General features: G+C 34.6%; 26 protein-coding genes and 2 pseudogenes. 17 read left to right on the forward strand and 11 right to left on the reverse strand.

The annotated features are described in order from the left end of the window. Nucleotides 1-151: 151 nt before the first annotated feature. The 12 genes from CJF12_RS07405 (at nucleotide 152) to CJF12_RS07460 (ending at nucleotide 8919) form a co-directional block, all read left to right on the forward strand. Complete coding sequence (locus tag CJF12_RS07405) at nucleotides 152-460, forward strand: GIY-YIG nuclease family protein (protein WP_034681522.1); 309 nt, start codon at nucleotides 152-154, stop codon at nucleotides 458-460. Between the two features lie 191 nt (nucleotides 461-651). Then, nucleotides 652-1431, forward strand: a complete 780-nt coding sequence (gene trpC / locus CJF12_RS07410; protein WP_034681525.1) for an indole-3-glycerol phosphate synthase TrpC — start codon at nucleotides 652-654, stop codon at nucleotides 1429-1431. 2 nt (nucleotides 1432-1433) lie between these two features. Further along, nucleotides 1434-2099: a phosphoribosylanthranilate isomerase gene (locus CJF12_RS07415; RefSeq protein ID WP_034681527.1), complete on the forward strand. Its 666-nt coding sequence runs from the start codon at nucleotides 1434-1436 to the stop codon at nucleotides 2097-2099. Then, nucleotides 2096-2623, forward strand: a complete 528-nt coding sequence (locus tag CJF12_RS07420) for a hypothetical protein (RefSeq protein WP_034681530.1) — start codon at nucleotides 2096-2098, stop codon at nucleotides 2621-2623. The genes CJF12_RS07415 and CJF12_RS07420 overlap by 4 nt, the downstream gene beginning before the upstream one ends. Further along, nucleotides 2607-3146, forward strand: coding sequence for a hypothetical protein (locus CJF12_RS07425; RefSeq protein ID WP_131329476.1), 540 nt, complete (start codon nucleotides 2607-2609; stop codon nucleotides 3144-3146). The genes CJF12_RS07420 and CJF12_RS07425 overlap by 17 nt, the downstream gene beginning before the upstream one ends. A gap of 10 nt (nucleotides 3147-3156) precedes the next feature. Beyond that, a complete protein-coding gene (gene trpB, locus CJF12_RS07430) occupies nucleotides 3157-4335 on the forward strand; it encodes a tryptophan synthase subunit beta (RefSeq protein ID WP_034681534.1) in 1179 nt (392 codons plus the stop codon). 146 nt (nucleotides 4336-4481) lie between these two features. Further along, nucleotides 4482-5216, forward strand: a complete 735-nt coding sequence (gene trpA, locus CJF12_RS07435; protein WP_034681535.1) for a tryptophan synthase subunit alpha — start codon at nucleotides 4482-4484, stop codon at nucleotides 5214-5216. Between the two features lie 80 nt (nucleotides 5217-5296). Further along, complete coding sequence (gene lipB, locus CJF12_RS07440; RefSeq protein ID WP_034681536.1) at nucleotides 5297-6040, forward strand: lipoyl(octanoyl) transferase LipB; 744 nt, start codon at nucleotides 5297-5299, stop codon at nucleotides 6038-6040. Between the two features lie 246 nt (nucleotides 6041-6286). Then, nucleotides 6287-7324, forward strand: coding sequence for a serine hydrolase domain-containing protein (locus CJF12_RS07445; protein WP_034681537.1), 1038 nt, complete (start codon nucleotides 6287-6289; stop codon nucleotides 7322-7324). A gap of 247 nt (nucleotides 7325-7571) precedes the next feature. After that, nucleotides 7572-7916 (forward strand): hypothetical protein, encoded by a 345-nt coding sequence (locus tag CJF12_RS07450; RefSeq protein ID WP_131329478.1) that lies wholly within the window; start codon nucleotides 7572-7574, stop codon nucleotides 7914-7916. A gap of 28 nt (nucleotides 7917-7944) precedes the next feature. Then, nucleotides 7945-8535 carry a protein-glutamine glutaminase gene (locus tag CJF12_RS07455; protein ID WP_262483400.1) on the forward strand — a complete coding sequence of 197 codons (591 nt, stop codon included), beginning with the start codon at nucleotides 7945-7947 and terminating at the stop codon, nucleotides 8533-8535. A 75-nt stretch (nucleotides 8536-8610) separates the two neighbouring features. Further along, complete coding sequence (locus CJF12_RS07460) at nucleotides 8611-8919, forward strand: hypothetical protein (RefSeq protein ID WP_034681541.1); 309 nt, start codon at nucleotides 8611-8613, stop codon at nucleotides 8917-8919. Between the two features lie 28 nt (nucleotides 8920-8947). On the opposite strand, the pseudogene CJF12_RS07465 reads toward CJF12_RS07460, so the two are convergent. Together CJF12_RS07465 and CJF12_RS07470 are read right to left on the reverse strand one after the other, a co-directional pair. Continuing rightward, nucleotides 8948-9699, reverse strand: a pseudogene (locus CJF12_RS07465) (SDR family oxidoreductase). Between the two features lie 99 nt (nucleotides 9700-9798). Next, nucleotides 9799-11006, reverse strand: a pseudogene (locus CJF12_RS07470) (MFS transporter). Between the two features lie 202 nt (nucleotides 11007-11208). Here CJF12_RS07470 and CJF12_RS07475 point away from each other — a divergent pair. Together CJF12_RS07475 and CJF12_RS07480 are read left to right on the forward strand one after the other, a co-directional pair. Beyond that, nucleotides 11209-11841 (forward strand): NAD(P)H-dependent oxidoreductase, encoded by a 633-nt coding sequence (locus CJF12_RS07475; protein ID WP_034681543.1) that lies wholly within the window; start codon nucleotides 11209-11211, stop codon nucleotides 11839-11841. 17 nt (nucleotides 11842-11858) lie between these two features. Next, the gene (locus CJF12_RS07480; protein WP_034681544.1) at nucleotides 11859-12293 is read left to right on the forward strand and encodes a MarR family winged helix-turn-helix transcriptional regulator; all 435 of its coding nucleotides are present in this window, start codon (nucleotides 11859-11861) and stop codon (nucleotides 12291-12293) included. 47 nt (nucleotides 12294-12340) lie between these two features. On the opposite strand, the gene CJF12_RS07485 is transcribed toward CJF12_RS07480, so the two are convergent. After that, nucleotides 12341-12961 carry a peptide deformylase gene (locus CJF12_RS07485; protein WP_051887170.1) on the reverse strand — a complete coding sequence of 207 codons (621 nt, stop codon included), beginning with the start codon at nucleotides 12959-12961 and terminating at the stop codon, nucleotides 12341-12343. An 829-nt stretch (nucleotides 12962-13790) separates the two neighbouring features. On the opposite strand from CJF12_RS07485, the gene CJF12_RS07490 reads away from it, so the two are divergent. Next, nucleotides 13791-14657 (forward strand): hypothetical protein, encoded by an 867-nt coding sequence (locus CJF12_RS07490; protein ID WP_131329480.1) that lies wholly within the window; start codon nucleotides 13791-13793, stop codon nucleotides 14655-14657. 104 nt (nucleotides 14658-14761) lie between these two features. Here CJF12_RS07490 and CJF12_RS07495 read toward each other — a convergent pair whose 3' ends face one another. The 8 genes from CJF12_RS07495 to CJF12_RS07530 all read right to left on the reverse strand — a co-directional run bounded on the left by CJF12_RS07495 (nucleotide 14762) and on the right by CJF12_RS07530 (nucleotide 23427). After that, nucleotides 14762-15634: a ChaN family lipoprotein gene (locus CJF12_RS07495; protein ID WP_034681546.1), complete on the reverse strand. Its 873-nt coding sequence runs from the start codon at nucleotides 15632-15634 to the stop codon at nucleotides 14762-14764. A 175-nt stretch (nucleotides 15635-15809) separates the two neighbouring features. Next, nucleotides 15810-16838 carry a hemin-degrading factor gene (locus tag CJF12_RS07500; RefSeq protein WP_034681548.1) on the reverse strand — a complete coding sequence of 343 codons (1029 nt, stop codon included), beginning with the start codon at nucleotides 16836-16838 and terminating at the stop codon, nucleotides 15810-15812. A 10-nt stretch (nucleotides 16839-16848) separates the two neighbouring features. Continuing rightward, the gene (locus tag CJF12_RS07505) at nucleotides 16849-17499 is read right to left on the reverse strand and encodes a class I SAM-dependent methyltransferase (RefSeq protein ID WP_034681550.1); all 651 of its coding nucleotides are present in this window, start codon (nucleotides 17497-17499) and stop codon (nucleotides 16849-16851) included. Nucleotides 17500-17501: 2 nt separating this feature from the next. Further along, a complete protein-coding gene (locus tag CJF12_RS07510) occupies nucleotides 17502-18275 on the reverse strand; it encodes a heme ABC transporter ATP-binding protein (RefSeq protein WP_034681553.1) in 774 nt (257 codons plus the stop codon). Further along, the gene (locus CJF12_RS07515) at nucleotides 18275-19315 is read right to left on the reverse strand and encodes a FecCD family ABC transporter permease (RefSeq protein ID WP_034681555.1); all 1041 of its coding nucleotides are present in this window, start codon (nucleotides 19313-19315) and stop codon (nucleotides 18275-18277) included. Before CJF12_RS07515 ends, CJF12_RS07510 begins: the two co-directional genes overlap by 1 nt. After that, entirely contained in the window at nucleotides 19299-20174 is an 876-nt protein-coding gene (locus CJF12_RS07520; protein ID WP_034681557.1) for a heme/hemin ABC transporter substrate-binding protein, read from the reverse strand. The genes CJF12_RS07515 and CJF12_RS07520 overlap by 17 nt, the downstream gene beginning before the upstream one ends. A gap of 24 nt (nucleotides 20175-20198) precedes the next feature. Beyond that, nucleotides 20199-21284 carry an HmuY family protein gene (locus CJF12_RS07525; RefSeq protein WP_228379054.1) on the reverse strand — a complete coding sequence of 362 codons (1086 nt, stop codon included), beginning with the start codon at nucleotides 21282-21284 and terminating at the stop codon, nucleotides 20199-20201. Between the two features lie 10 nt (nucleotides 21285-21294). Next, on the reverse strand, nucleotides 21295-23427 hold the full coding sequence (locus CJF12_RS07530) for a TonB-dependent receptor plug domain-containing protein (protein ID WP_034681561.1): 2133 nt from the start codon (nucleotides 23425-23427) through the stop codon (nucleotides 21295-21297). Between the two features lie 94 nt (nucleotides 23428-23521). On the opposite strand from CJF12_RS07530, the gene CJF12_RS07535 reads away from it, so the two are divergent. Both CJF12_RS07535 and CJF12_RS07540 read left to right on the forward strand, forming a co-directional pair. Beyond that, complete coding sequence (locus CJF12_RS07535; protein ID WP_034681562.1) at nucleotides 23522-24325, forward strand: T9SS-dependent choice-of-anchor J family protein; 804 nt, start codon at nucleotides 23522-23524, stop codon at nucleotides 24323-24325. Nucleotides 24326-24521: 196 nt separating this feature from the next. After that, complete coding sequence (locus tag CJF12_RS07540; protein WP_034681563.1) at nucleotides 24522-25802, forward strand: T9SS type A sorting domain-containing protein; 1281 nt, start codon at nucleotides 24522-24524, stop codon at nucleotides 25800-25802. The last annotated feature ends 64 nt before the right edge of the window (nucleotides 25803-25866 follow it).

Genomic DNA, 25866 nt, shown 5'->3' on the forward strand with positions numbered 1-25866 from the left:
AACAAAGATTTCTCACTGCATTTCATTATGTCCGAAATGACAACTATATGTTTAAAAACCACAACTGTCATTCAGAATGAAGCGAAGCGGAATGAAGAATCTCTAAACAAAAAAGATAAATTACAAAAATCTACTTTGTTAAATCAATTAAATGAAAACATTAGGAACACATAATTACTACGTTTACATTTTAACTAACAGAATCAAAACTGTTCTTTATATTGGTTTTACTAATGATTTAAAAGCTAGATTATATTGGCATAAAAATCCTGAAGCTGGAAATATTCATTTTACAACTAAATATAAATGTTTCTATCTTCTTTATTATGAACACTTCCAAGATGTCGAACAGGCTATTTTAAGAGAAAAACAAATTAAAGGTTATTCGAGAATGAAAAAAGAGAATTTAATTAACAGATTTAATCCTGAATGGAATTTTTTAAATGAAACTATTGAATAGAGATTTCTCACTGCATTCCATTACGTTCGAAATGACAACTATATGTTTAAAAACCACAACTGTCATTCAGAATGAAACGAAGTGGAATGAAGAATCTTTAATAGATAAATTATTAAAATAGATTTCTCACTACATTCTATTGCGTTCGAAATGACAATACAGATTTAATTTAAGTACAAAGCACACAACAAATGACAATACTAGATCAAATTATATCGAGAAAGAAAGAAGAAATCCTTTTTTCAAAATCCAATACTCCGGTAGAGCAATTAAAAGATTCCCAATTTTTCGAAAGAAAAGGTCAATCATTAAAAGAGTCTATCGGATCCAAAAGTGGAATTATTGCTGAGTTTAAAAGACAATCTCCGTCAAAAGGTATTATTAATGATAAAATATCGCCTTTAGAGGTTGCTTCCGCTTATGAAAAATTTGGAGCAAGTGGTATTTCAATTCTTACAGATTCTGATTTTTTCGGAGGAAGTTCTAAAGATATGCTGAGTGTTCGAAACCAGATTCACATTCCTATCCTCAGAAAGGATTTTATGATTGATGAATATCAGTTTTATGAAGCCAAGGGTATGGGTGCCGATGTTATTTTATTAATTGCCGCCTGCCTCTCCCCTGCTCAGGTACAGGAATTCACAGAATTGTCACATGAATTAGGCATGGAAGTTTTATTGGAAATACACACCGAAGAAGAACTTGGCCATTTTAATTCAAATGTGGATCTCGTTGGAATTAACAACAGAAATTTAAAAGACTTTAAAGTTGATTTACAACATTCTGTTAACTTAAAGAATCAACTTCCGGAAGGGGTTTTATCTGTTGCTGAAAGTGGTATTTACAGTAGTCAAGACTTCAGCTATCTTAAAGAAAAAGGATTTGATGGATTCCTGATGGGGGAATATTTTATGAGAAATGAAAATCCTGCAAAAGCTTTTGAAGACTTTACTTCTAAAGTAACAGTATAATCATGAATCAGCCATTACAATTAAAAGTTTGTGGTTTAACCCAAATCAATCAGATTCAGGAACTTATTTCTCTGAATACGGATTTTCTTGGATTCATATTTTATAAAAAATCGCCGAGATATGTTTTGAACCATCTGAACCTGGAAGATCTTTTCAAGATTAATCATTCGGGGAAAGTAGGTGTCTTCGTTAACGAAGATGTTGGTAAAGTAGCAGAAATTGTAAAAAAGGGCGGTTTGAATTTTATCCAACTGCATGGAGACGAAAATGAAGATTACATTTTGGAATTAAGAAAAAAGACTGGTAATAGCATTAAAATTATTAAAGTGTTGAGAATAGGAACTGATCCTTTTTCTTCAAACAAAAAATACATTGATTCAATCCGTTCTGTGCAGCAATATGTTAATTATCTTCTTTTTGATACCGACAGCCAGTCTTTCGGAGGAACAGGAAAACAGTTTGGCTGGTCTTTACTCAATGAATTTGAACTGCAGATTCCTTATTTTTTAAGTGGAGGTATTTCAGAAGAAAATGTCATGAATATAAAAAATCTGCATCAAAAGCCCTTTGCTTTAGATATCAATTCAAAATTCGAAACAGAACCGGGAGTCAAAAATATTGAAAAAGTAAGATTGTTTCAGTCTAATCTGACAAACTCAAACCTATGAATATAAAATCATTAAAAAAGCATTTTTATAAGACTTTATTCCCACCAAGGTTTGACAGTAAAAAAGTAGAAGAACTGCATCAGTTCATTTCTGAAAATGACAGTATTACAGATTACTGGGAAGTGGGAGGATTATTATCCGAGTTTATCAACATCATTAAACATTTTAATGAAGAGGATATTCAATGTTTCTTTAAAACAATTGATTCCTGGGATAGTTATCACCTGGTAATGATCGCTGATAAGCTTATGGAAACTCATGTAAAAGCCAGTGTCAATTATGATCTGGGAAAGATCTATTTTAAGATTTTTTTATCTTATGAGAAATTTGACTCTTATTATTTACTGGACAATTTAGAAATGATTTTCACGATGTATCAATCAAAACTTGATATCGAAACACAGATCAGCATTGCCAGTAAAATAAAATTTTTATATCAGCATAAGCAGATCAACAAACAACAGTTTGAATCTAATTTATTATTTATCAATAATTTAAATAATGAAGATGGCATATACAATTAAAAAAGCGGAAGAACTAACAGACTATGAAATACAAAAAATCATAGAGCTTTGGGAACATGAAGAGTGGAATAATTTGAAGCCCAATGATTTTAAAAATTTATTTAAAGATTCCGAATTTCATATGTTGTCTGATGCTAAAGAGGAAATTGCATCTGTACTGCGTCTTAATTTTGATTTTGTTTTAAAAATTGCTGACATCCTCTATTCCTTTATCGAAATGGGAGGATTAGTTTCTTCACAAAAGAGATTGGGGTTTGGCAGCAAGTTGGTGCAACTGGTAGCAGAAAATGTTACCCAACGTAATTTAGAAACAATAGGTTTCTGCTTTTCAGATCTACGTCCGTTTTATGAAAAATGTTCGGTAGAAATTTTAGCTGATATGGCAAAAAACATTAAGGAAAAGGAAGGCAGCGAATGGGTTATTTCTGAAGATGATGACATTTTGGTGATTCATTTATCAGAAGAGAAGAAAAACCTGCTGAGCCAGCTTACACTGGAAAATTATGCTTATTTAATACAATAATAAAAAAGAAATGGATTATAAAAACCCAGATGAAAATGGATATTATGGAGAGTTCGGAGGTGCTTTTATCCCCGAAATGCTTTATCCAAACGTTGAAGAACTGCAAAGAAATTATCTTGAAATCATAGAATCTCAGGAATTTCAGGCAGAATATCAGGATTTACTGAAAAACTACGTAGGTCGAGCTACACCGCTTTATTTTGCCAAAAACTTAAGCCAGAAATATAATACCAAAATCTATCTGAAAAGAGAAGATCTCAACCACACAGGAGCTCACAAAATCAACAACGCTTTAGGTCAGGTTTTATTGTCAAAACGTCTTGGAAAAACCAGAATTATTGCAGAAACAGGCGCCGGACAACATGGTGTTGCAACAGCTACAGCATGTGCTTTGCTGGGACTGGAGTGCATTGTTTATATGGGCGAGATTGATATTCAGAGACAGGCTCCGAATGTAGCGAGAATGAAAATGCTGGGTGCTGAAGTGATTGCAGCAACTTCCGGATCAAAAACATTGAAAGACGCAGTGAATGAGGCATTAAGAGACTGGATCAATAATCCGGTAACTACCCATTATGTGATCGGAAGCGTCGTAGGACCTCATCCCTTCCCCGACCTGGTAGCAAGATTTCAGAGTATTATTTCTAAAGAAATTAAAGAACAGCTCTACGAGCAAATTGGAAGAGAAAACCCGGATTATGTCATTGCCTGTGTAGGCGGAGGAAGTAATGCAGCCGGAACATTTTATCATTTCGTTAATGAAGAAGAGGTAAAAATTATTGCTGCAGAAGCCGGAGGCTTAGGAATTGAATCGGGAAAGTCAGCAGCAACCACTTTTCTGGGAACATTAGGCGTTTTACATGGAAGTAAAAGCCTTGTAATGCAGACAAAAGACGGACAGGTGATTGAACCTCATTCTATTTCTGCAGGACTGGATTATCCAGGAATAGGACCATTCCATGCTCATTTATTCAATGAAAAACGGGGTGAATTTTTTAGCATTAACGATGATGAAGCTTTAAAATCAGCTTTTGAACTGACAAAATTAGAAGGTATTATTCCCGCATTGGAAAGCTCCCACGCCTTGGCTATTTTGGATAAAAAGAAATTTAATAAAAATGATATTGTCGTTATCTGCCTGAGCGGACGTGGTGATAAGGATATGGAAACATATTTAAAGAATTTATAAAATGTAAAAAGTATTTATGTAAAATGATTTTGAAAGCTAACCAAAACACAATGATAGCTTTCTTAAAGAAATGAAATATAATTAAAAAGTCATATGGACTATCATAAATACATTTTACATGAATACATCAATACAATTTAAACCCTATGAAAAAACTCAACATATACTTCACAGCAGGGATTCCACAATTGGAAGATACTGCAGATATTATACAACTGATACAGGATTCCGGAGCAGATATGATGGAAATCGGAATGCCTTATTCTGATCCCGTTGCCGACGGTCCTGTTATTCAGCAGGCTCATGAATCGGCCTTAAAAAACGGAATGACCATTGAAAAGCTGTTCTCTCAACTGAAATCGATTAAAAACGAAATTAAAATTCCGATTATTTTAATGGGTTACATTAACCCTGTTCTCAGTTTCGGCTTTGAAAACTTCTGTAAACAATGTGCAAATAGCGGCGTTTCCGGATTAATTATTCCTGATCTCCCTCCTATCGAATTTGAAAAAAATTATGCACATATCTTAAAAAAATACAATCTTAATTTTACTTTTCTGATTACTCCGGAAACTTCAGATGAGAGGATCCGATATCTGGATTCTTTAAGCTCAGGTTTTTTATATGCTGTAAGTTCCTCATCCACAACTGGAAATCAAAATGCGGTATTAAAAAACGAAGATTACCTTTCCAGGATCGCCACCCTACCCCTAAAAAATCCTGTATTGATCGGTTTCGGAATAAAATCCAAAAATGATTTTGAAAATGTTACGGAAAAAGCTGATGGTGGGATTATAGGAACGGCATTTGTGGATATATTATTAAAGAATAAAGATTGGAAGATCAAGGCTATAGATTTTATTAATTCCATAAGAGACTAAAATTCACTAAATTTGTATATCAAAAAATGGGGATGAAATTATGATTTCATAGACCTATTATAAGAAATCGATACCGGCGTATGAATACAAATCAAAATAAAGTAGTAGAATTTGAGGATTTAGGGATAAAAGATTATCAGCCTTCCTGGGACTATCAGGAAAAGCTGATGAAAAATATTATCGATACCAAAATAAAGAATCGAGACTTACCGGCTGAACAGCATGTAACTACTCCGAATCACTTTCTTTTGGTGGAACATCCTCATGTATACACTTTAGGAAAAAGCGGTCACGAAGAAAATATGTTGGCCGGCCTCGATAAGTTAAAAGAAATCGATGCTACTTTTGTAAAGGTCAACCGCGGTGGAGATATTACTTATCACGGCTACGGACAGATCGTAGGATACCCTATTTTAGATCTTGAAAACTTCTTTACCGATATTCATCTGTATATGAGAAACCTGGAAGAAGTAATTATCAGAACTATTGCTGAGTATGGACTTAAAGGCGAACGTTCTAAAGGAGAAACAGGAGTTTGGCTGGACGTTGGAAAGCCTTATGCCAGAAAAATATGCGCAATGGGAGTAAAAGCTTCCCGCTGGGTTACCCTGCATGGTTTTGCCCTGAATGTAAATACTGATATGAGGTATTTTGAATATATTATCCCTTGTGGAATTAAAGACAAGCAGGTTACCTCTATAAAAAGAGAGCTTGAAAGAGAACTTACTCCGGAAGAAATGAAGGATATAAAAGCCAAGATTACGAAACATTTTACAGATGTTTTCGAAGCAGAATTGGTGAGTAAGTCCTCTATTCTTTTATAATTATCATCGATTACAGATCATTAGCAATATTTACCATTCCGTAGAAATCTAAATTTACTCACTATATTTTAGATTTCTACGGATCGTTATTTATGCAAACCTATTCCAGAAAAACAAAAACCTTTACGCACAAAGTATCCCATATTTTTATCCATTTAAAAGATATTTTTTAGGTACCAGTTTAATTTTTAATTTTATTTTTGAATGCATCTTAAAATATCTTTTAAATCCTAAACTTATAACCAGATGAAATCAATTGTTAAGCTATTTTGTTACCTCTTTTTATTTTTTTCTCATTCCTATTTTTATGGACAAAAAGATTCCTACACAAAAAGAATCGATAGCTTAATTCAGCTTAAAAACCCCAGATCGTTTAATGGTGTTGTCTTGGTTACTCAAAATAATAAGGTTAAATATTCCAAAGCATATGGCGTTGCAGATATTACAACCGGAACTCCTTTAAAATTGGATGATCAGTTTGAAATCATGTCTAACACCAAGCAAATTACTGCTGTTTTGTTATTGAAAGAGGTAGAAAAAGGGAAAGTAAATTTACAGGAACCCATCAAAAAATATTTACCTTTTTTAAAACAATCATGGGCTGATTCGGTAACCGTACATCAATTGTTAAATCATACACATGGAATCCTGGATCAAGACAAACCTTTGGCTTTTAAACCCGGTACGGATTTTAAGTATGGTAATTTATCCAATATTCTTTTAGGGAAAATTATTGAAAACTCCAGTCACAAATCTTATGCAGAATTAGCCAATACTTTATTCAACCAACTCAAAATGAATGACACTTTCTGTTATTCAAAAAATAACCTAGGAAGATTGGTCTATGGCCACATGAGTAAAAATAATATCCTGACAAAGGTACAAAACTCTTTTATTGATGATGAAAATTTGCCTGCAGACGGAGTGATTACAACGGCAAAAGATCTATCCATCTGGAACCATTTACTTCACAATGGAAAAATTTTAAACCCGAAAACCTATTCATTAATGACCACACCTTCTGTCATGTCACAGCATGACGTTTTTGGAAAAGATAAAATGGGTTATGGATATGGTATTCGGATTGCCAATAACTATGGTATTAGTTATTTTGGTCACACAGGACTTGGAGATGGTTTTGCTTCTTTAAATGTCTATATACCCGACTCAGATATAAGTATTATTGCATTAGAAAACCAAATGACAGAAAATAGTAATGTATACTACTATTTTGAAGCATTGATCAAAGATATTATACTACAAAGCAATTTGGCTAAGAAATAATTGTATCCGGTCAGCTTTCTTTACTCTTTACTATTAAAAAAATCTCATAATTCCTTTTCTTTATATTCAGATAACAGAAAAATCCAAGGATTAAATAATGAAATAATTCAAAATATTTTATTTTTATAGAATATAATTTATTCATATTCAATTTTTATTAACTTTATTTTCACTTAGACGTGAAGTATTATCTATAAAAACAAAAACTAATACAATTTCATTACTAACCATCAAAATTACAATTATTATGAGAAACTTCTTTTTATCCATGGTGGCCTTTGTGACCATCTTGTCATTCAGCGGTTGCGCAGATTCTTCCGGAAGTCAGGAGCTTAATGGAAAAGAAAATCAAAACTCCAGTAACATTTCTTTAAAAGACATTGGAAAAACGATTCCGGTGGGTATGGAAAAAGAAAATGGGGTCTACAAAATTTCACTTATTGTAACTGCTCAGTTCTACGAAATTAAAGCGAGTAAGGAGAATGAAAAGTATATAGACCTGATCAGACAAGCTGTTAAAGATGAGCTACCTATTCATATCTACACAGTAGCTAATACTCATGAAATAGGAAAAGGTAGAGGCAGCAACTGAGGAAGACAAAAGGTATTTCAGATCTATTCTGACCAAAGATGTAAAAGCAGAAAGTAGCAAATTAAGCAGCGTAATTCCTGATGTAGCTACATTAAACAGCTTATTCAATCAAATTAAAAATCAATCTTGTGGTACCTCTACCGCCTCATCACCTTGTATCACGTTCAGATATCCGGTAGACGGCTGCTATGCAAGAGCACACAAAATGAGACAAATCCTGATCAATAATGGTTATGATTGTGAGAAACAGTTCGTATACGGAAATTTAAAAGCTTCTACTGGTACATGTTGTGTGGCATGGAGCTACCATGTTGCCATATTAGTGAGTTATAAAAATGCTTCCGGAGTAACGGAAAAAAGGATTATTGATCCTTCCCTGTTCTCAAGTGGCCCCGTAACGGATACCGCATGGAGAAATGCCTGTATCAATACTTCTTGCGGATCAGCATCAGTTTCTTCTTATGCAAATACAGCAGGAAATGTTTACTACAGAAGTCCTAGCAATTCTAATATTTATGATAACAATTTAGTCAATACGAATTGCGTATTAACGAAGTTTACTTCACTTTCAGGTTGTTCTCCGTCACCAGCTCCGGATGTATCAAGCTGTGGATTCTAAATAATTTGATCATTTAAACAGCTCCTGTCAGCATATTGGTGTAAGGACAGGAGTTGTTTACAAAACATATATTTTATGAAAACATGGATATTTATAGTATCTTTATTTATGATAATATCTTGCACCGGTAGCTCTGGTTCACAGAACCTGACATGGTATAATAATGCAACAATCACCCAAATCACAGAAGACCCCGACAATCCGGAAAACCTTCTGCGTATATCTATAGGAATAAGCGCACAGGTCTTTTATATATCCAAAAAAGATCCAGCCTATACATCTCTTTTAGAGAAGCTAAACCAAAGTTTGAAAAAGGGAAAAACCTATAATATAGGTATTGAGAATAAAACCAATCTCATTAAACAGGTTAATGAGATCAAGTAACTTAACGTAGAACGATTTGCATACAGCTTTATCTTATTACAGAAATCCCTGCATCCACTTTTATTTCAGCTCCGTGAATATAGGAGGCTTCTTCGGAAGCAAGAAAAAGTACCGTACTTGCTACTTCTGACGGATTTCCTGCCCTTTTAAAAGGAATTGTCGGAAGAATATTTTGTATAGCATCTTCAATCTGTTCTTTGCTGAATCCTGTATTATTGAAAATATTGGTTGTAATATGTCCCGGGCTCACTCCATTCACCCTGATTCTTCTCTCCGTTAATTCAGTCGCAAAGGTCTTGATAAAAGATTGTACTGCCGATTTTGCCGCTGAATAAATAGAAAAATTAGACATAGCAATTTCTGTAGCTACAGAAGTATTAAATACTATAGTACCTCCCTCTTTCATTAAAGGCAATATTTGCTGAACTGTAAAAAAGGACCCTTGACCAGCATATTAAAGAGTTCATCAAAGTGATCTTCATCAACATTTTCAATTGGAAAAAACTTCCCATATCCTGCATTAGCAAACACTACATCAATATGATTGGTATACTTCTTCACCTCGGACTGCAGCTGCATCAGGTCACTTATATTTCCGGCATTGGAAACAAGTCCAATCGCTCTCTGTCCTAATTTTTCTACAGCTTTACGTACTGTTTCCTCACTTCTTCCAGTGATTATTGCTGTTCCGCCTTCATCAATAAACTGTTGAGCTGTTGCCAGCCCCATTCCATTGGTTCCGCCTGTTATTAAAGCGAATTTGTCTTTAAATCTTTGCATGTTATTTTGTTTAAAATTCTATACAAAGGTTAGATTTCAGTCGCTTTAAAGAAATCCGAAACCTGCAGAATTCTTTACACCTATATCTTTTCTCAGCTCTTACTTCTTCAAATTCATCAAAGAAGGGGTCAGAAATGAGATTATTCCTATAAGTAAAATAATCAGTCCTAATATTATAAATGTAACATTAATCCCTATAGAGTCTGCTACAAAACTAGTAAACACAAGGCCTAATACTGTTGGTAATATTTCTAAACTGAAATACACAGAGAATACACGTCCTAATAGATCTGAGGACACTTCCCCCTGCACTATAGCTGTAAATGCAGAGCTATAAAATGAAACAGCAATTCCCCCAACACCAGTTAAGAATGAAAAAAATATAAATCTTTCAGGAGACAGAAAACCGGACCAAAAAAAAGTAATTCCTATCAAAATATAAGAGAAGTTTATAATGATTGCTTTATGAATTGATGGCTTAAATATTCCTAACATACCCCCGCCAATCAGCGCTCCTATTCCCCATATAATTTCTATAATAGTCATCTCGAATTTACCCCCATGAAAGTGCTCAATAGTCATCAAAGGAAATAAGACAGAGATAGGCATAATACAAAATATTACAATAGTAGAATATAGAAAAAGTGATCTAAGTCCCTTGTTTCTAAGGATTTCATCAAAACCAATTTTCATATCCTTCCAGACTGAAAATATATTGTTAGATTCATTTTCTTTTTGAGGTGAAGGAATTGAAATAAAGAACAAGGAAAAAATAGCAATCGCAGCCCCTCCAATGTCCAGCAGTAATACATTTCCTATAGATAATAATCCAATTGCTAAAGCACCAAGCGCTGGCCCGGCAATAATGGAGACTGATTTTATAATCTGATTGATTCCGGCAATACGCAATAATTCTGATTTTGGGGCTATCAACGGTATAGTAGCCTCCATTGCAGGCATATGAAATGCTGTTCCTATAGAGCGTAATGCAAGCATAACATAAACCAATAACAAATTTTCGTACCCAAAATAAAAACTAATGGACATTATTAAAGTACATACAGCTATAAATCCATCTGCAAAAATCATTGTTTTCGATCCCACCGATCAACATAAACACCAGCAAACGGACCTATCAGTGCCTGAGGAAGCAAGCTTGCAATGGCAGCATAGGCTAATACTTCCGCAGATCCCGTTTCTAGACTCAGCCATATAATAATTGCAAAAGCAACAGCTGAGCTGCTGATGAGTGAAAAAAATTGACCTGTCCACAAAAAAGCAAATTTTCTTCTCCACTGACTATCCATGCTAAAACATTTTAATTGCAAATCAAATATAATGATAAAAGAAAAGGCATCAAAACAATTAAATTCCCTGCAATAAAATTTTACAAAATAATATTATGCACAATTTAATTTTTTCGTAAATTTGTACATTGATTTTAGATGTACAATTTCAAATAGTATTTCAAAAAAATCATTTTCGAAGATTAATTTAAAATAGATAAAAATGTCATTAATAGAAGATTTAAACTGGAGACATGCAGTAAAAGCTTATGATCCGTCAAAAAAAGTTTCTGAAAAAGATTTAAATACCATTTTAGAAGCCGCCAGGTTAGCTCCAACCTCATCAGGTCTGCAGCCTTTCCGTATTATTGTTGTGGAAAATCAGGAATTAAAGGATAAAATGGTCGCAGGAGCATTAAACCCTGAAGTGATGAGAGATTCTTCCCATGTTTTGGTTTTTGCTGCGTGGGATAATTATTCCAATGAAAAAATTGATAAAGTATATGATTACCATACGGATGTAAGAGACTTACCAAGAGGACGCTTTAACAGTTACACGGATAAAATCAAAGAAATATATGGAGCACAAACTCCCGAGCAGCATTTTATGCATACTGCCCGCCAAACCTATATTTCTTTAGGAATCGCTTTAGCACAAGCCGCAGAATTGAAAATTGACAGTACACCGGCTGAAGGATTCAGCAATCAGGTAGTTGATGAAGTTCTTGGTCTTAAGGAGTTAGGCTTAAAAAGCGTCAGTCTTTTGTATCTAGGTTACCGAGACGAAGAAAAAGACTGGTTATCTTCTATGAAAAAGGTGCGTGTACCTATGGAAGAATTTATTATTAAAAAATAATACAAATCATTCGGGTTATGGAAAAGTCAGAGATCTTAAAACTGGAAAATCAAATATGTTTTCCGCTGTATGCTATTGCCAAGGAAATTACCGGATTGTACCGCCCTTTCCTTGATGAGTTAGATATCACCTATCCCCAATATCTGGTGATGATGGTGCTTTGGGAGAATGATGGACTTCCTGTTACCCATATTGGAGAAAAGTTATTACTAGACAGTGGTACACTGACTCCATTACTTAAAAGATTAGAGGGGAAAGGCTTTATTTCCAGAAAGAGGAAAAAAGAAGATGAAAGAGTCGTGCAGGTTTTCCTGACAGAAGTTGGAAAAACATTAAAAGATAAAGCCTGTGGTGTTCCGGACAAGATTATGGAAAAGATCAATGTTCAGGCTGAAGATTTAATAGAGCTTAAAAACTCCATCAACAAGATTTTAAGTAAGATTGAAAAATAATATAATTAATAAAAAAAAGCGGCTGTCAATTTAGGACAGCCGCTTTTTTATTCTTTTACTTTTTGATATGCATCCACTTTCAAATAGGCATCATTCTTTTCTTTCTCTTTTTTATCTGAAATCAGAATACCAAAAAGGTGGTCTACTTCATGTTGAAAAATCACAGCAGTAAAACCTTCGATTATTTCTGAATATTTCTGACCTTTTAAATCTACATATTCCAACTGAATCACTTTACTTTTGTAAAACTGGTCTCTGAATTCCGGGATGGACAAATCCCCTTCCGGTCCCAAATTCTGTATATCGGATCTCCAAACAATAACCGGATTGATAAAATACTCTATTGGATTGTCCTTTTTATCAAAACGTTGAACCCAGATTATTTTCCGATTGACGCCAACTTGTGGTGCTGCAATCCCCACTCCTCCATCGGTGGAAAGAAGTGATGCTTTCATTCTTTTGACCAATGTTATCGTATTGGGATCCATAGGATCAATTTCGTTTGAAAGATTCAGCAATGTTTGGTGCTGATTAGGATCTGTGGTCTGATAAATTGGAAGGGCGGTATTAATATCTCCTTGGTTAATGATGGCAAGCTCATTTGACGTCAATTTTTGAGCACTTACCCAACCCATGAAACAAAGCAGCAGAAAAGATAGTTTTTTCATTTTTTATTGGTCTTGTACAAAGATAAATAATGTGTTTTTAATTCTTCATGCATGAAAATCCTAATTTTAGATTAATTGATGTTCCTTCATCTCTCCTAACTTCCATTTGTCATTTCGAACGTAATGAAATGAAGTGAGAAATCTTATTAATTTACATTATTTATTGAACTCTTAACTATGTTTGCAGACTACTATTACGATGGATTTAGATTCTTCATTCCGCTTCTGAACTACGTTCGCAGACTTATCGTCTGTATTCTAAAATCGAAGATTAGACGAAGTCAATGACAAAGATGACGTTTGAAGATTATGTATAAAAGAGGTTTAAATATACTCAATGCCAATACCCTTGCTAAGTGAAATGCCTTTGCGAACTTTAAAACGTAGCACTTTTAAAAAACTTTGCGTCGTTGCGATTAACTGCTTTTAAGTTAACTTTTATAAGAGGTTTGAGATTCTTCATTCCGGCTCCGCTCCATTCTGAAATCGAAGATTAGACGTAGTTAATAGTAAATAAAGTATTGAAGCTAGACCCTATAAAAGGTCCTAAGTATTTTTTTGAAAATAATATACATATTTTTAATTTTTAATGTAAAAAATTAAAACAATAAATAGGTTTTAAAAATATAACCAAATCCAACAGTATAAATAGATGTGTTAATATTTATGCCTACTACATACATTATGTTAAATAAATAATGATAAATAATAATTTCACCTTATTTTTTTTAATTTATTTGTTTTTTTCAGTAATTAACATTACCTTAAACATACAAGCAAGTGATAATTAATATTAAAAAATAAAATAATTTAATTAAAAACACACAAAATGATGAAAAAAAAATTCCTTACAATTGGAATGTTAAGTATTTCTGCAACGGCAATAAGTCAGGTAGGGATTAATACCCCAAATCCTCAAGCAACATTTCATATCGATGGCGCAAAAGATAATGAGATAACAGGAATTCCAACAGCTAAACAACAGTCTAATGATTTTGTAGTCACTTCCGAAGGCAATACTGGCATAGGAACAACTAAACCCGACCCCTCTGCCGATCTTACTTTAGCTAGTACTAATAGAGGTTTTTTGCCTAATAAAGTTAATCTTAATTCTATAAATGATGCTGTTACTATTTTAAATCCTGCTACTGGCCTCCTGATATATAATACAGGAGCTGGTGAGTTAAAAAAAACCGGATATTACTATAATTCCAGTACTCCTTCTGCTCCGGTTTGGTCTTATTTTGAACCCCAAACTACGACCAGTGGAAATGATGTTAAAAAAATAATATTTACCAAAACAAGTTCTTGTAATGCCTCTATAATTGATGGAAGTGTAGATATTGATCATTTTAAATTTTACTTCAGATCTAGGAATGGAGATAATGAGGAAGGTTGTAAACCTTATATGGCTTTAACAACCAGCCCAGGCAATGATAAAATATTCTATCTTGGTATAAATCAACAGTATGCGACTGGTGGATTTGAATATGATAACAGAGCATTAACTTATACCAATACTAATTTTGCAACAGCACAGTTTTTGGACAGAAATATTCAGGATGCTCTTGCTAATAGTGAATTAAACATAATACATATTGTTGATACTGAAGCAAATAAATATTACCGGGTAACATTTTATATTTCAGGTGGAGGTAACACATATGCTTATATGATTATTGCAGAGGGTTTCTAGAAAAATTTCAGAAATTCAAATTTTAGATATAAAACTAGAGAGATGTTTTTATTTTCTTTAAATCAAAAAGATTTAAGAGACCATCAATCTAGTTTTAATTATTTTTAAAAAGTTTTTGTCATATCAGCTGGTATGATGAGATTGAAGTCTGTAGGAATATATTCTTTTTCAGGAACTTTCAATTCGGGGTTTTCCGATTCAAAAACTGAGATAACTGCCATTTTCAGGTTCGGATTCTTTTGTTTCATATACCAATAAATTCCTCCAAATTCTTTACTGTGATAATTACCATTATAATGAATGAATGTTTTTCCTGGCTGGACATTCTTAAGAATAGATTCAGCCATCGTAGCATCTTTGGTTGCCTGTGCTGAAATAAAATTCATCACTCTTGTTCCCTCTGCATGATCTCCCATCATTTTCTTCATTTCAGAATAGCCGGGAGTTTCTAATGTCACTTTAATAGGCAACTGGGCAATATAAGTTTTTTCTTTTGCGGTCAACTTATTTAAGGATTCCAGTCCTTCTTTTGCGGTCTGGGAAGCGTATCTGCGAGGAATATTGGTCGCAATAAAATCTAATTTCTTCACTTTGGCAAAATCAACCAGAGGTTTATAATCTGTAGAATAATTATTCCATAAACGGGCAGAATCTTTGAATGTCTTGGTATCAAAATTTCCGCTTAAATACTGATTGAGCTGAGACTGATTATCTCTTTCGAACATTTCGGCACCTAAGATAATCTGTCTGTTTTTCTTTTCATATAATCCTTCTGTAATCTTCAACTGGAGCCAGTGATTGATCGAGCTGTTATGATTTTCCCCAAAGAAAACCACATCATAATCTGCTAATTCTTTGATCAACTTATCGGTAGGAACCTCTTTTCCTTTCTTATCATAAAATTGATAGGCTTTGAAACTCTGGGCATTCATGAACCCAAAACCCATTAACCATATTGTGATGAAAATATTTTTCATTTTAATTAATTTATTGTTTAATAGCGAAAGGGCTGAAGGGCAAAATCGCTAAACCGTTAAATTGCAAATTTGCCTTTTAGCCTTTTAGCCTTTTAAATTTAACAATTTACTTTCAAAAAAAAGACCGCCTTGATTTACAAAAAAACAAAACGGCCAAAATCAAATCATCTAACTATTACTTTTCCAATTCCGCTACAAGGTCTTTCCAACCTTGTGATTCAGGAGTTCCAGGTTTTCTTTTTCCAAAAAATTGAACGATAGGATCTCCAGCACTATTAAATACCTCAACAGCTGTTATTTCTCCATCTTTACTTGGTTTTTTAACCACCCATACCTCAACAATTTTCGTTACATCCAAATGCAGGTTGAAATCAGAATCCAATACATTGAACCATTGCTGGTGCCAAAGTGTCTTCTTCACGTTTCCTGTATGGATTTGAATAATTCCTCTGTTTCCAACAAAAACCATAATCGGGACGTTCTTCTCAGACGCATCCTCAAGGATGTTTACTACTTTAGCATTGTCTATTTTCTTGGCAAATCCTTCCGGCGCTAATCGTAATGCCTGTGTTCTTGTTACTCCGAATTTTCTGGTCATCATTAAGAACTCGTGAATATCTTTTAGTTCTGTCCAAGCTTTTATGAAACCTTCCGTATCAATTTCAGAATCTGATTTTTCAGCCGGTTTTGGTGCAATGGCTTCAAATACAAAAGCTTTATTCTGGTTCTCTGCCTTATATTTTTCTACAATAGCATCAAATGCTTCTGCGTTACTATCTTTCGTTAAATAAATTTTATGAAGAGCCAACCCATCTTTTCCGAAGAATTGAAGGCTTTTTTTATCTCCTTCTACTACAGCAAAAGCAAGTTTCCATGAATTAAGGAAAATTCTGAGATCAATGTCTTCACCTACAAAAAGCTGTGCATGAGGACTGCTGAAATCTCCATTAAGATAAGTACCTTTTCTTTCATGTACACATTCATCATTACGGGTAAGCGCCATTACCTTTCCTAATTGTTCAACTTCAGGTAAGATATTTTGAAACTCCGGCTTTAAAACCGTTACTCCATCTCCAATATTAGTTACTAATAATTCAGCCTCACTTACACCTAATTGTACGGCAGCATTTCTTATTCTTAAATGCGGATTTTCTGCTTTTAGAGCTTCCCACTTTTCTTTTAATTCGTTAACTAATGTGCTCATTTTTATTGATCTATTTTTTTATGGTTAAAACTGTATAAATTCTATGTATTGTTTCGTTTCCTGATTTACTTTGTATGTCTTCTTCTTTCTCTGAGATCTTCATTCTTTTAAAGTGGCTCTCTGAAATAAGCTGCTCCATCTCACTGTTGCTGTACATCGTAAAATTGTATTCTGTAAATGGCAGTGTTTCCATAAACCTTCTCTGGCCGAAGGTCAGAACAAAAGTTCCGTCATCTTTTAAAATTCTGTAAATTTCATTAAGAAACGCTACCGGATCTTCCCAGAAGTACACGGTATTGACAGTAAATATTTTATCAAAAACTTGGTCTCCAAAAGGAAGCTTTTTGCCTTCGTACAAAATAAATTCTGCCTGACTCTCAAAGTCTTTATTAAGCTTTTTTGCTTCATTATACATCGTTTCTGAAATATCAATGCCTGTATAATTTAAATTTCGGGCTCTGTTCAGAATATTCTTCAGATGCCCGGCATTTCCGGGTCCGATCTCAAGAATGCGTTCATCATCTTCTATTAAAAGCGTTTTAATGCTTTCTAAAGTCATGCTGATGTTGGTCGCATTCATCATCTCACCGATCTCAATACCTTTTTCTCCCTGAGGATTGGCAAGATTTCGGGCTAGGATTTTTAATTCATCTTTTTCCATGGTTATCCAAAAATGATCATTGGGTTATTAGTAATAGGGTGATCACAAATGGTACAGGGAAAGTTATACGCCTTGCTTATATTTTCAGCGGTAAAAACTTCCTCCGGTGTTCCATAAGCTGAAACCCTTCCTGATTTCATTAATAATATTTTATCAGCAAACTGTGCTGCCAGGTTTAAATCATGTAAAACAACAATAGCGCTATTGGCTTTTCTCGTGAAATTTTTAATAATCTCCAATGCTCTATATTGATGCTTAACATCCAGATTATTAAGAGGCTCATCAAGAAATATAAGCTTGTGGGCAATATCGTTTTGCAACTGTGCCATTACCCTTGACAAATGCACCCTTTGTTTTTCACCTCCTGACAAGGTATTGTATTCTCTATCTTTTAAATGAAAAACATCCGTTTCATACATCATATGGTTCATGGCCTCCAAGTCCTCTTTTCTGGGTTGTGCATCGAAATATGGATACCTTCCCATCATGACAACATCTTTTACATCCAGAGGAATATCATTGCTATTGTGCTGAGAAAATTTAGCTTTATGTTTGGATAGTTCCAGAACTTCCCATTCACCAATAGGTTTATTCTTGAACAAAATCTTTTGTTTTCCAGATTTCACTTCATTAGCCAAAACGCTCATCAAACTTGATTTTCCAGCCCCATTCGGTCCTACAATTGCCAAAAACTCGCCATATCCCAATGATACATCTACTCCATCAAGTATATGAAACTCTTTATGCTTATAGTTAATCTGATGTGCCCTGATCATTATAATGACTTTTTAAATTTAACCAAAATAGCTATAAATATCGGCCCTCCCATTAATGCGGTAAGAATACCAATTGGTAATTCTGATGGTGCAACAATATTTCTGCTGAACGTATCTGCTGTTAACAGCAAAATACTTCCACAGACTGCTGATAATGGTAGGATAAAGGCGTAATTCGATTTAAATAAAAGCCTTAAAATATAGGGAACAATTAGACCCACAAAGCCTATCGTACCCGAAAAGGCAACCGATGTTCCTACCATTAATGCAACGATAATAATAATCTGTTTTTTAAGTTTCTCAACATTGATCCCTAAATGCTGTGCATCTTTCTCACCCAGCATCATAGCATTCAATGCTTTCCCTTTGGGTATTAAAATTACATAAGAAATGATTAACACGACTACCAAAACAATATTCTTTGTCCATGTAGCCGCCGCTAAGCTTCCTAAATTCCAGAACGTAAGATCTCTCAACTGCTCATCTTTTGAAATATAGATCAAGAATCCTGTGATTGAAAAACCGATAGCTGTAATCGCCACCCCTGTAAGCAACATCATCACAACATTTGTTTTTCCGCCACTTGTGGAAATCCTGTAAACCAACATCATAGATAGAAAAGCTCCTATGAAAGCAGAAATACCTACTAATGAGAATTGTATCACCTCAGGAAGATATTGCTTGAAATGTCCTCCTAAAATAATTGCAATTGCAGCGAGTAATGTTGCTCCTGAAGTCAATCCTATTAAATCTCCCGTTGCCAGAGGGTTTTTAAAAAGCCCCTGCAATCCTGTTCCTGAAACCGCCAGCATACTACCAATCAAAATAGCCATGATGATCCTTGCTGCACGAACGTCCCATATCACATATTTATCACTTAATGATAAATGCTCATCTCCTTTTATCAACTGCCATAAAACTTTATACGGAGAAGTTCCGCCAAAGTCATAAACCCCTGTATTAAGTGACCATACTGCTATGATAATAAGCAGTACGGCACTTATAGTGAAATAAAAGTATAGTTTACTTTGTGTTTTCAATTAATAATTTGTTTAATCCAACTGCAGCCTCTCCTAATCTTGGTCCGAAACCTGAAACCAGGCCTCCATCCATAGCAATAATCTTCTTATTTTTCCCGGCATTGGTATGGGAAACACCCGGCATTTTTAATGCACCTTCATTTCCTCCTGCACCCTGTAATCCTGTAGAGAAGAAAAATAATACATCAGGATTAGCTTTTATCACTGCCTCAGGGGTTAACGGTTTGAAATCTTCAAAATCCTTAACTGCATTTTCACCTCCTGCAAGACCGATCAATGCATCCATTGGAGTGTTTTTACCTGCCACCATCAACATATTTCCTCTGGCATAGATGAATAATACTTTAGGTTTTTTAGCAATAGGCTGAACCTGCTTCAGGTCAGCATCTATTTTATCATTAAGTTTTTGATAATCTGTATTTCCAACTGCTTTTGCAACGTCAGCGATCAATTTTTTAGTTCCGTCTACAGAATATTCCTGTTTGAATACCTCAGCTTTAATTCCGGAAGATTTTATTTTTCCGAGTAATTCAGGATTGATATCTTTATCTGAAGCCAGGATCAATGTGGGGTTTACCGCCATGATAGGTTCAATGGTCATCGATCTTACATGCCCCAGGTCTTTAGCTGTAGCCTTTAGTGTTTCCGGGTAAGTACTTGTTACATCTGTCCCTACAATTTCTTTTTCATGCCCTAGAGCACTTACTATTTCTGTAATTCCACCGCTAAGTGTTACAATTTTATTATTGCTTTTAGGAGCCTCTGAGCTCACTTCTGTTGTATGTTCCTTTTTAGCATCTGCTTTTTTGCAAGAGTACACAGCCAAAAGCATGGATGCTACTAAAACGAATTTTTTCATATGTCGATATTTATTTGTTTAATATTATAAAGGTTTGTACTCAAATTGAGGTCTTCCACGTTCTCCTGATGCGCTGGTCAATCTTGTAAACCTGAGTTTAAAATAATAGCCTTCTGCATCTTTGATAATGTAAAAACGATCTCCATACACTTCAAGGCCGTTAGCTCCAACAGGATTCCTCCAATTAGCCCCGATTATACGCTGGTCATTATACATAAATTTAGACTGGTCGATGTCTGAAGCTTTAAAATTGTTAAATGCTTCAACTCCTGACGCGGGTGCTGTAATCCTCACTTCATATGCACCTACACCTCCAAGGTTATTGGATATCACAAAATCTGCATAAATATAACTTCCTGCTCCTGCAATTGTATTTGTGAATACTGTAAAACAGATATCCCATTTCTTTTTCTCGGGCTGTACCAGTACTTCGGTATTTTTTTTCAGACTTATAAAATTGTAATTGTAAGCAGGGTTTTTAGGAATTGTCAGCTCCTTATGTGTTGCATCATTAAGTTCTGCGTATTTCACTTTATAAGAATCTCCTGATCTTACCACCTGTACTTTCATCCAGCCTCTGCTGTCCCCACCGGTTGCTACAGAACCATTAGCGATAGTTCCTTTGAAGATTTCTTTCCCCATATTCACCAGGTAAATGGCATTTTCAGACTCAGTAGGTTTCACTTCTTCAATAGCAGTATACCCTGAAGGGAAATTACCATTTACATCATCTATATAAGTAACATTCGCCGGATTAAAATTGGCAACCTGAACCTGTTCCATCAACGCAGTAACATCTGCCTGTTTTACCAAATCTATATTGGTAGCATTGGGAATCTTTCCGGCAGCCATCATGATTGAAGAGTTTAAAACTACTTTAAAACTAGTTCCTGCATACAATGCAAGATCCCAATTTGTTCTATTGGTAAGTACTTCCGTATTGGTTCCTAAATCAAACCACACCTGATTAGGTTGGGCCGCACCTCCAACATTAGGACTAAATACTGCCCCATCCGTAGGCGTTACTGCGACAGGATCTTCATTATCATTAATACAAGACTGAGATATAAAGGATGCCCCAACCAAAAGGCACAATAGTATTTTTTTCATTTTTAACATTTTAAAAATTATACGTTAATCTGGCAAAATAACTTCTTCCGTAAAATAAATTTTGTTGTGTATCAGCCGCATTATGACCACCTCCCGCAAGTGTTGTATTAGGTACTGTGGTCACATTAAAAATATTTTTAATTCCTACGCTGAGGTCCAGATGATTATTAAAGAAAGGCTGAGTAAGAGTAAAATTCAACATGTTGAAATCACCGATTTCACCTAACACATATTCCCCGGGATCCATTGGATCCTGTGTATTAGACCTGTGGGTATAACGTCTCTGTTTTCCGGTATATTTGTAGTAAAGTGCAAATAACGTTTTGGTATATGGTAATGTATAGTTTGCAGCCAGGTTGGCTTCTGCGTAAAAATTAAAATCATCAGGTGAATAGATATTTCCGGTATTTAAAACCTGGGAAATTCCCATTACTGAAACTCCGGCATTCAATGATAAATTACCCTTTCGAACATTAACGCCACCACCAAATAACATTGATTTGTAATTATCTATATTGATATAGGTATATCGTAAAGGACTATTGCTGACAATTACACTTTCGATTCTATCCTGTACATCGAGGAACATTCCTGAAACACTGAAGTTAAACTTCCAATCATTAGCCGTCATCTTATTATAATCCCAGAATATACTGGCTGAATATCCGGTTTCCGGTTTTAGATTTTCATTTCCTCTGATATCATGATTATTATCTACCATATAAGTATACAGCTCATCATATGTCGGGAATCTGTTGGCAGATCCGAAAACCAGTCGAATATCGGAGTTTTTAGTAGTTTTAAACCTTGCTGTAGCTGAATAATTGTATTGAGAATCAAATTTATCGCTCAATGCCAGTCTTAGTCCAGGACGTAATGAAAACCAACTGTTGACATTCCATTCTGCCGATATAAAATGAGCATAGTTAAAAATTGTTCTTTCAAGATTAGCAGTTCCAAAAAGTCCGGTCTTAGAGCTTGCAAACCCTTTTGTCCTGTCTAATTCATACCCAATCTGAAAATTAACTTTTTCACTATCTAAAAAATTACTGAACATTCCTCTCGAATAAAGCACCTCTGATTTATAATACGGTTGTTCTTCAGCTCTTGACAGCTCTTGTCTGTTCGGAACATTGTATTGATAATCCTGATATTTTCTTTCTTGACTCTGATAAGAAAAATCACCATTATAATTAATTCTGGAACCTATTTTAGTTTGAATATTAAATTGGTGAATCCATCTCTTCGTTCTATAATCTTTATCATTAGCAATATAAGTTCTGTTTCCATTGCCCAGATACATTTCTTCAACTAATGGATTGTAGTAATTCACCTTTTCCGTAAGGTAATTGACTTTATAGAAAAAGCTTGTATTATTTTTATTATAACGAATGGTTCCGTTGGTTGTTAATTGGTCTTTCGGTTGCCAATCATATCCCCGTTGCCCATCATTATTTTCACTAAAATACTTATAGCCCTGAAATCTTCCTTTGTAGCCCTGAAAGTCATTATGATTGATATCAGCAGAAACAGACCAGTTATCATTAATTCTGTATCCTAAATTCAAAGACTGAATATGGCGGCCATTTCCTTTTTTAAACCAGTCATAATCTTTATTCACGGTTTCTTCCTGAACGGAAGCAATAGCCGTAAATTTCTTTCCATAGTTTTTCTTCGTGATGATATTAATAACCCCTGCCAGAGCGTTATTACCATATTCAACCCCCATCGCACCTTTTACCACTTCGATACGTTCAATATTATTGACGTTGATTTTTGTAAGGTCTACTAAATTTCCCATTCCCTGATCACTTACAACGGGAATATTATCAATAAGGATTTTGGTATACTCACCACTAAGCCCCATAATATTGGCATTAGAGTCTCCTGATCCTTTATTGGGTTCTATTAAGATATTAAGATTTTGATTAAGTACCTCTGCAACATTGGTGACAGCCATATTTCTAATTTGCTCCGCATCAATAACTTCAACTTTATAAATGGATTTATTAATGGATTGCTGCATGTATTGTCCCGTAATGACAACCTCTTCTATTTTCTTTTGATTAAGAGAATCTTTTTCCTGTGCATTCACCCATAAGACAGTGGATAATGATAGTATAGAAAGCACCTTCTTCTTCATAGACACAAAATTTTCGACAAATATAAAGATTTATTTAGAACAGTTAAAAATAATTTACTAATTTTGTGTAATAATTCTAAATAAAAATAACATTATGAATTTAAAATTACTTTTTGGAGCTCTTCTATTTTCTGCCATTACTACAAACGCACAATTAGCCACTCTTAATGAAAATTTTAATGGCTTTACAGAAGGTCAGGGATCGACCGTTTTTCCTCAGAATCAATGGACGACTATTTTCCCTGCAGCAGTTGGTAATCCAGCCCCTATGATGAATATCGTAGCCAGCGGAAGTGATAAATTTGTACAATCGTATTCCGGTGCTAACCAAAACAGTCCTCAATATTTAATCTCACCCCAGATTGTTGCTCCTGCAGGCGATAAGACTCTAAGCTTTAAAGCCAGACGAAATACAGGTTCTGCGCCTGGTACCGTACAGGTTGGATTGGTATCCAGCCCTACGGATATGAGCACTTTCATTCCTTTAGGAAGTGCAACAACGTTAGGAAGCAGTACATTTCAGACTTATAGTTTTCCTGTTCCTGCTTCCAATTCTTCTTATATTGTATTTAAATTTGTAGGCGTTGTAGCTCCTCATACGGTATTAGAAATAGATGACGTAGTATATAACGTCTCTTCTACATTAGGAGTTTCTAATCAGGTAAAATCAACGGATGCCATCAGGTTTGCTGTTAATGCAGAAAACACAGCTCTGGATTTTATTTCTAAAAAAGCTCCTAAAAATATACAGATTTACTCTGCTTCGGGACAAAAGGTTGCTGAAGGAAAGCTTAATAATCAAAGATTTGACATCAGCCAGCTTCAAACCGGAATATACTATATGGGTATTGAATCCACAGAAGGAACAATCACTCAGTCGAAGTTTATTAAAAAGTAAGATTTATTAGATATTAACTTACCTTTCAACGGGCTGGCTTATTATTTAAGTCAGCTTTTTTCTTTATAAAGCCCCTATAAATCAGGAAAAAATAAAATAATCATCTATAAAACAAGATAAAAATCATGTTTTTATTTAGAATGATTAAAAATAATTATGTAGTTTTGTAGAATAATTCTAAATAACAACTCGGGAGATGAGAACAAAACTACTTTTGGCTTCGATGCTTGCATTGGGCATTCAACAAACAGTATTGGCACAGACTGATGCTAACGGATATAATACAGTGAATTTATCAATGGAACCCAGCTACCAAAATCGCGTGTTTTTTGATTTCAGTGCTAATGCTACCGTATCTCAGCCGGCTAATACATGGGACGTTGCTTTCTTCAGAAATTCAAATATGAGTTTTGGAACCAGAATCAATGATGCTCAAAATATAGAAGTATATCAGGCTTCTGCTCTACCTGCAGACTGGGATACTGTCAATATTGCCAATATCGCTTCATGGGGATCTCCTCTATATAATCCGGATCAAACGACTTCACTTCAGGAAGGAGCATTTGAACAGGGATCTGCGACATATGGATGGGGAGACTACAACGGAGCCACTCATCATATTGAGGGAAAAGTAATTTTTGTTTTAAAGTATCTGGCGACCAATACGTATGTAAAATTTATGATTACTGACTATTTCGGAGGTTATACTTTCAAATATTCAAAATGGAACGGAACATCATGGGATGCTACCCAAACGAAGACCATTGCTAATGGATCAGATGATGCTTTTTTCAATTATTTCTCATTCACAACAGGAGATAAAGTAGCTAATCTTGAGCCTTCAAAAGCCAATTGGGATTTGATGTTTACAAGATACTGGACAGATTATACGTATCCGGGAGGATCCATGATGTACAGAATGTCAGGAGTTATCCAGAACCCTTCTGTGACGGTAGCCAAGGTACAACCGGAAACTCAGGCAACATCCACCTCTACTGTACCAGCAGCAGGAGCATTCTCTAATAAGATTACTGCAGTAGGTCATTCATGGAAACCTACTTCGGGAGTTTATAATGATGTGGTTTATTATGTAAAAAGAGGAGCTGAATACTACAGAATGTATTTTACTCAAAACGGCGGAGCAAGTACCGGTAATATGTATTTTAAATACAAAAACATTACATCAACCTTAAGCGTTAAAGAGTTTGGAACAAAAGCTTCTTTCGGTATTTACCCGAATCCAACTGCACCTGATAAAAAAGTAACGGTTTTATTTGATGTAAAAGAAAAAGCAAACAACAAAGGAAATGTCGAAGTATATGATCTTTCAGGTAAGCAGGTTTATAAAGCTGAATTGACCAATCAAACCGGTTTTTATAAGCAGGACCTGAACCTATCTGGTCTTACTTCCGGGACATACCTTGTTAAAATAACTTATGGCGCTAATAGCGAAACCAAAAAGTTAATTATACAATAAAATTTTTAAATTTTAATACTTTCTATTTTTTCTAATAAAAGGCTGCTTACGATGGTAAGCAGCC

The sequence above is a fragment of the Chryseobacterium piperi genome, from assembly GCF_002285635.2.
GTDB classification, from domain to species: Bacteria; Bacteroidota; Bacteroidia; order Flavobacteriales; family Weeksellaceae; genus Chryseobacterium; species Chryseobacterium piperi.

Coding starts and splice junctions, on each gene's coding strand:
- CJF12_RS07405 (WP_034681522.1), top strand. CDS start 152: ATGAAAACATTAGGAACACATAATTACTACGTTTACATTTTAACTAAC.
- trpC (WP_034681525.1), top strand. CDS start 652: ATGACAATACTAGATCAAATTATATCGAGAAAGAAAGAAGAAATCCTT.
- CJF12_RS07415 (WP_034681527.1), top strand. CDS start 1,434: ATGAATCAGCCATTACAATTAAAAGTTTGTGGTTTAACCCAAATCAAT.
- CJF12_RS07420 (WP_034681530.1), top strand. CDS start 2,096: ATGAATATAAAATCATTAAAAAAGCATTTTTATAAGACTTTATTCCCA.
- CJF12_RS07425 (WP_131329476.1), top strand. CDS start 2,607: ATGGCATATACAATTAAAAAAGCGGAAGAACTAACAGACTATGAAATA.
- trpB (WP_034681534.1), top strand. CDS start 3,157: ATGGATTATAAAAACCCAGATGAAAATGGATATTATGGAGAGTTCGGA.
- trpA (WP_034681535.1), top strand. CDS start 4,482: ATGAAAAAACTCAACATATACTTCACAGCAGGGATTCCACAATTGGAA.
- lipB (WP_034681536.1), top strand. CDS start 5,297: ATGAATACAAATCAAAATAAAGTAGTAGAATTTGAGGATTTAGGGATA.
- CJF12_RS07445 (WP_034681537.1), top strand. CDS start 6,287: ATGAAATCAATTGTTAAGCTATTTTGTTACCTCTTTTTATTTTTTTCT.
- CJF12_RS07450 (WP_131329478.1), top strand. CDS start 7,572: ATGAGAAACTTCTTTTTATCCATGGTGGCCTTTGTGACCATCTTGTCA.
- CJF12_RS07460 (WP_034681541.1), top strand. CDS start 8,611: ATGAAAACATGGATATTTATAGTATCTTTATTTATGATAATATCTTGC.
- CJF12_RS07475 (WP_034681543.1), top strand. CDS start 11,209: ATGTCATTAATAGAAGATTTAAACTGGAGACATGCAGTAAAAGCTTAT.
- CJF12_RS07480 (WP_034681544.1), top strand. CDS start 11,859: ATGGAAAAGTCAGAGATCTTAAAACTGGAAAATCAAATATGTTTTCCG.
- CJF12_RS07485 (WP_051887170.1), bottom strand. CDS start 12,961: ATGAAAAAACTATCTTTTCTGCTGCTTTGTTTCATGGGTTGGGTAAGT.
- CJF12_RS07490 (WP_131329480.1), top strand. CDS start 13,791: ATGATGAAAAAAAAATTCCTTACAATTGGAATGTTAAGTATTTCTGCA.
- CJF12_RS07495 (WP_034681546.1), bottom strand. CDS start 15,634: ATGAAAAATATTTTCATCACAATATGGTTAATGGGTTTTGGGTTCATG.
- CJF12_RS07500 (WP_034681548.1), bottom strand. CDS start 16,838: ATGAGCACATTAGTTAACGAATTAAAAGAAAAGTGGGAAGCTCTAAAA.
- CJF12_RS07505 (WP_034681550.1), bottom strand. CDS start 17,499: ATGGAAAAAGATGAATTAAAAATCCTAGCCCGAAATCTTGCCAATCCT.
- CJF12_RS07510 (WP_034681553.1), bottom strand. CDS start 18,275: ATGATCAGGGCACATCAGATTAACTATAAGCATAAAGAGTTTCATATA.
- CJF12_RS07520 (WP_034681557.1), bottom strand. CDS start 20,174: ATGAAAAAATTCGTTTTAGTAGCATCCATGCTTTTGGCTGTGTACTCT.
- CJF12_RS07525 (WP_228379054.1), bottom strand. CDS start 21,284: ATGAAAAAAATACTATTGTGCCTTTTGGTTGGGGCATCCTTTATATCT.
- CJF12_RS07530 (WP_034681561.1), bottom strand. CDS start 23,427: ATGAAGAAGAAGGTGCTTTCTATACTATCATTATCCACTGTCTTATGG.
- CJF12_RS07535 (WP_034681562.1), top strand. CDS start 23,522: ATGAATTTAAAATTACTTTTTGGAGCTCTTCTATTTTCTGCCATTACT.
- CJF12_RS07540 (WP_034681563.1), top strand. CDS start 24,522: ATGAGAACAAAACTACTTTTGGCTTCGATGCTTGCATTGGGCATTCAA.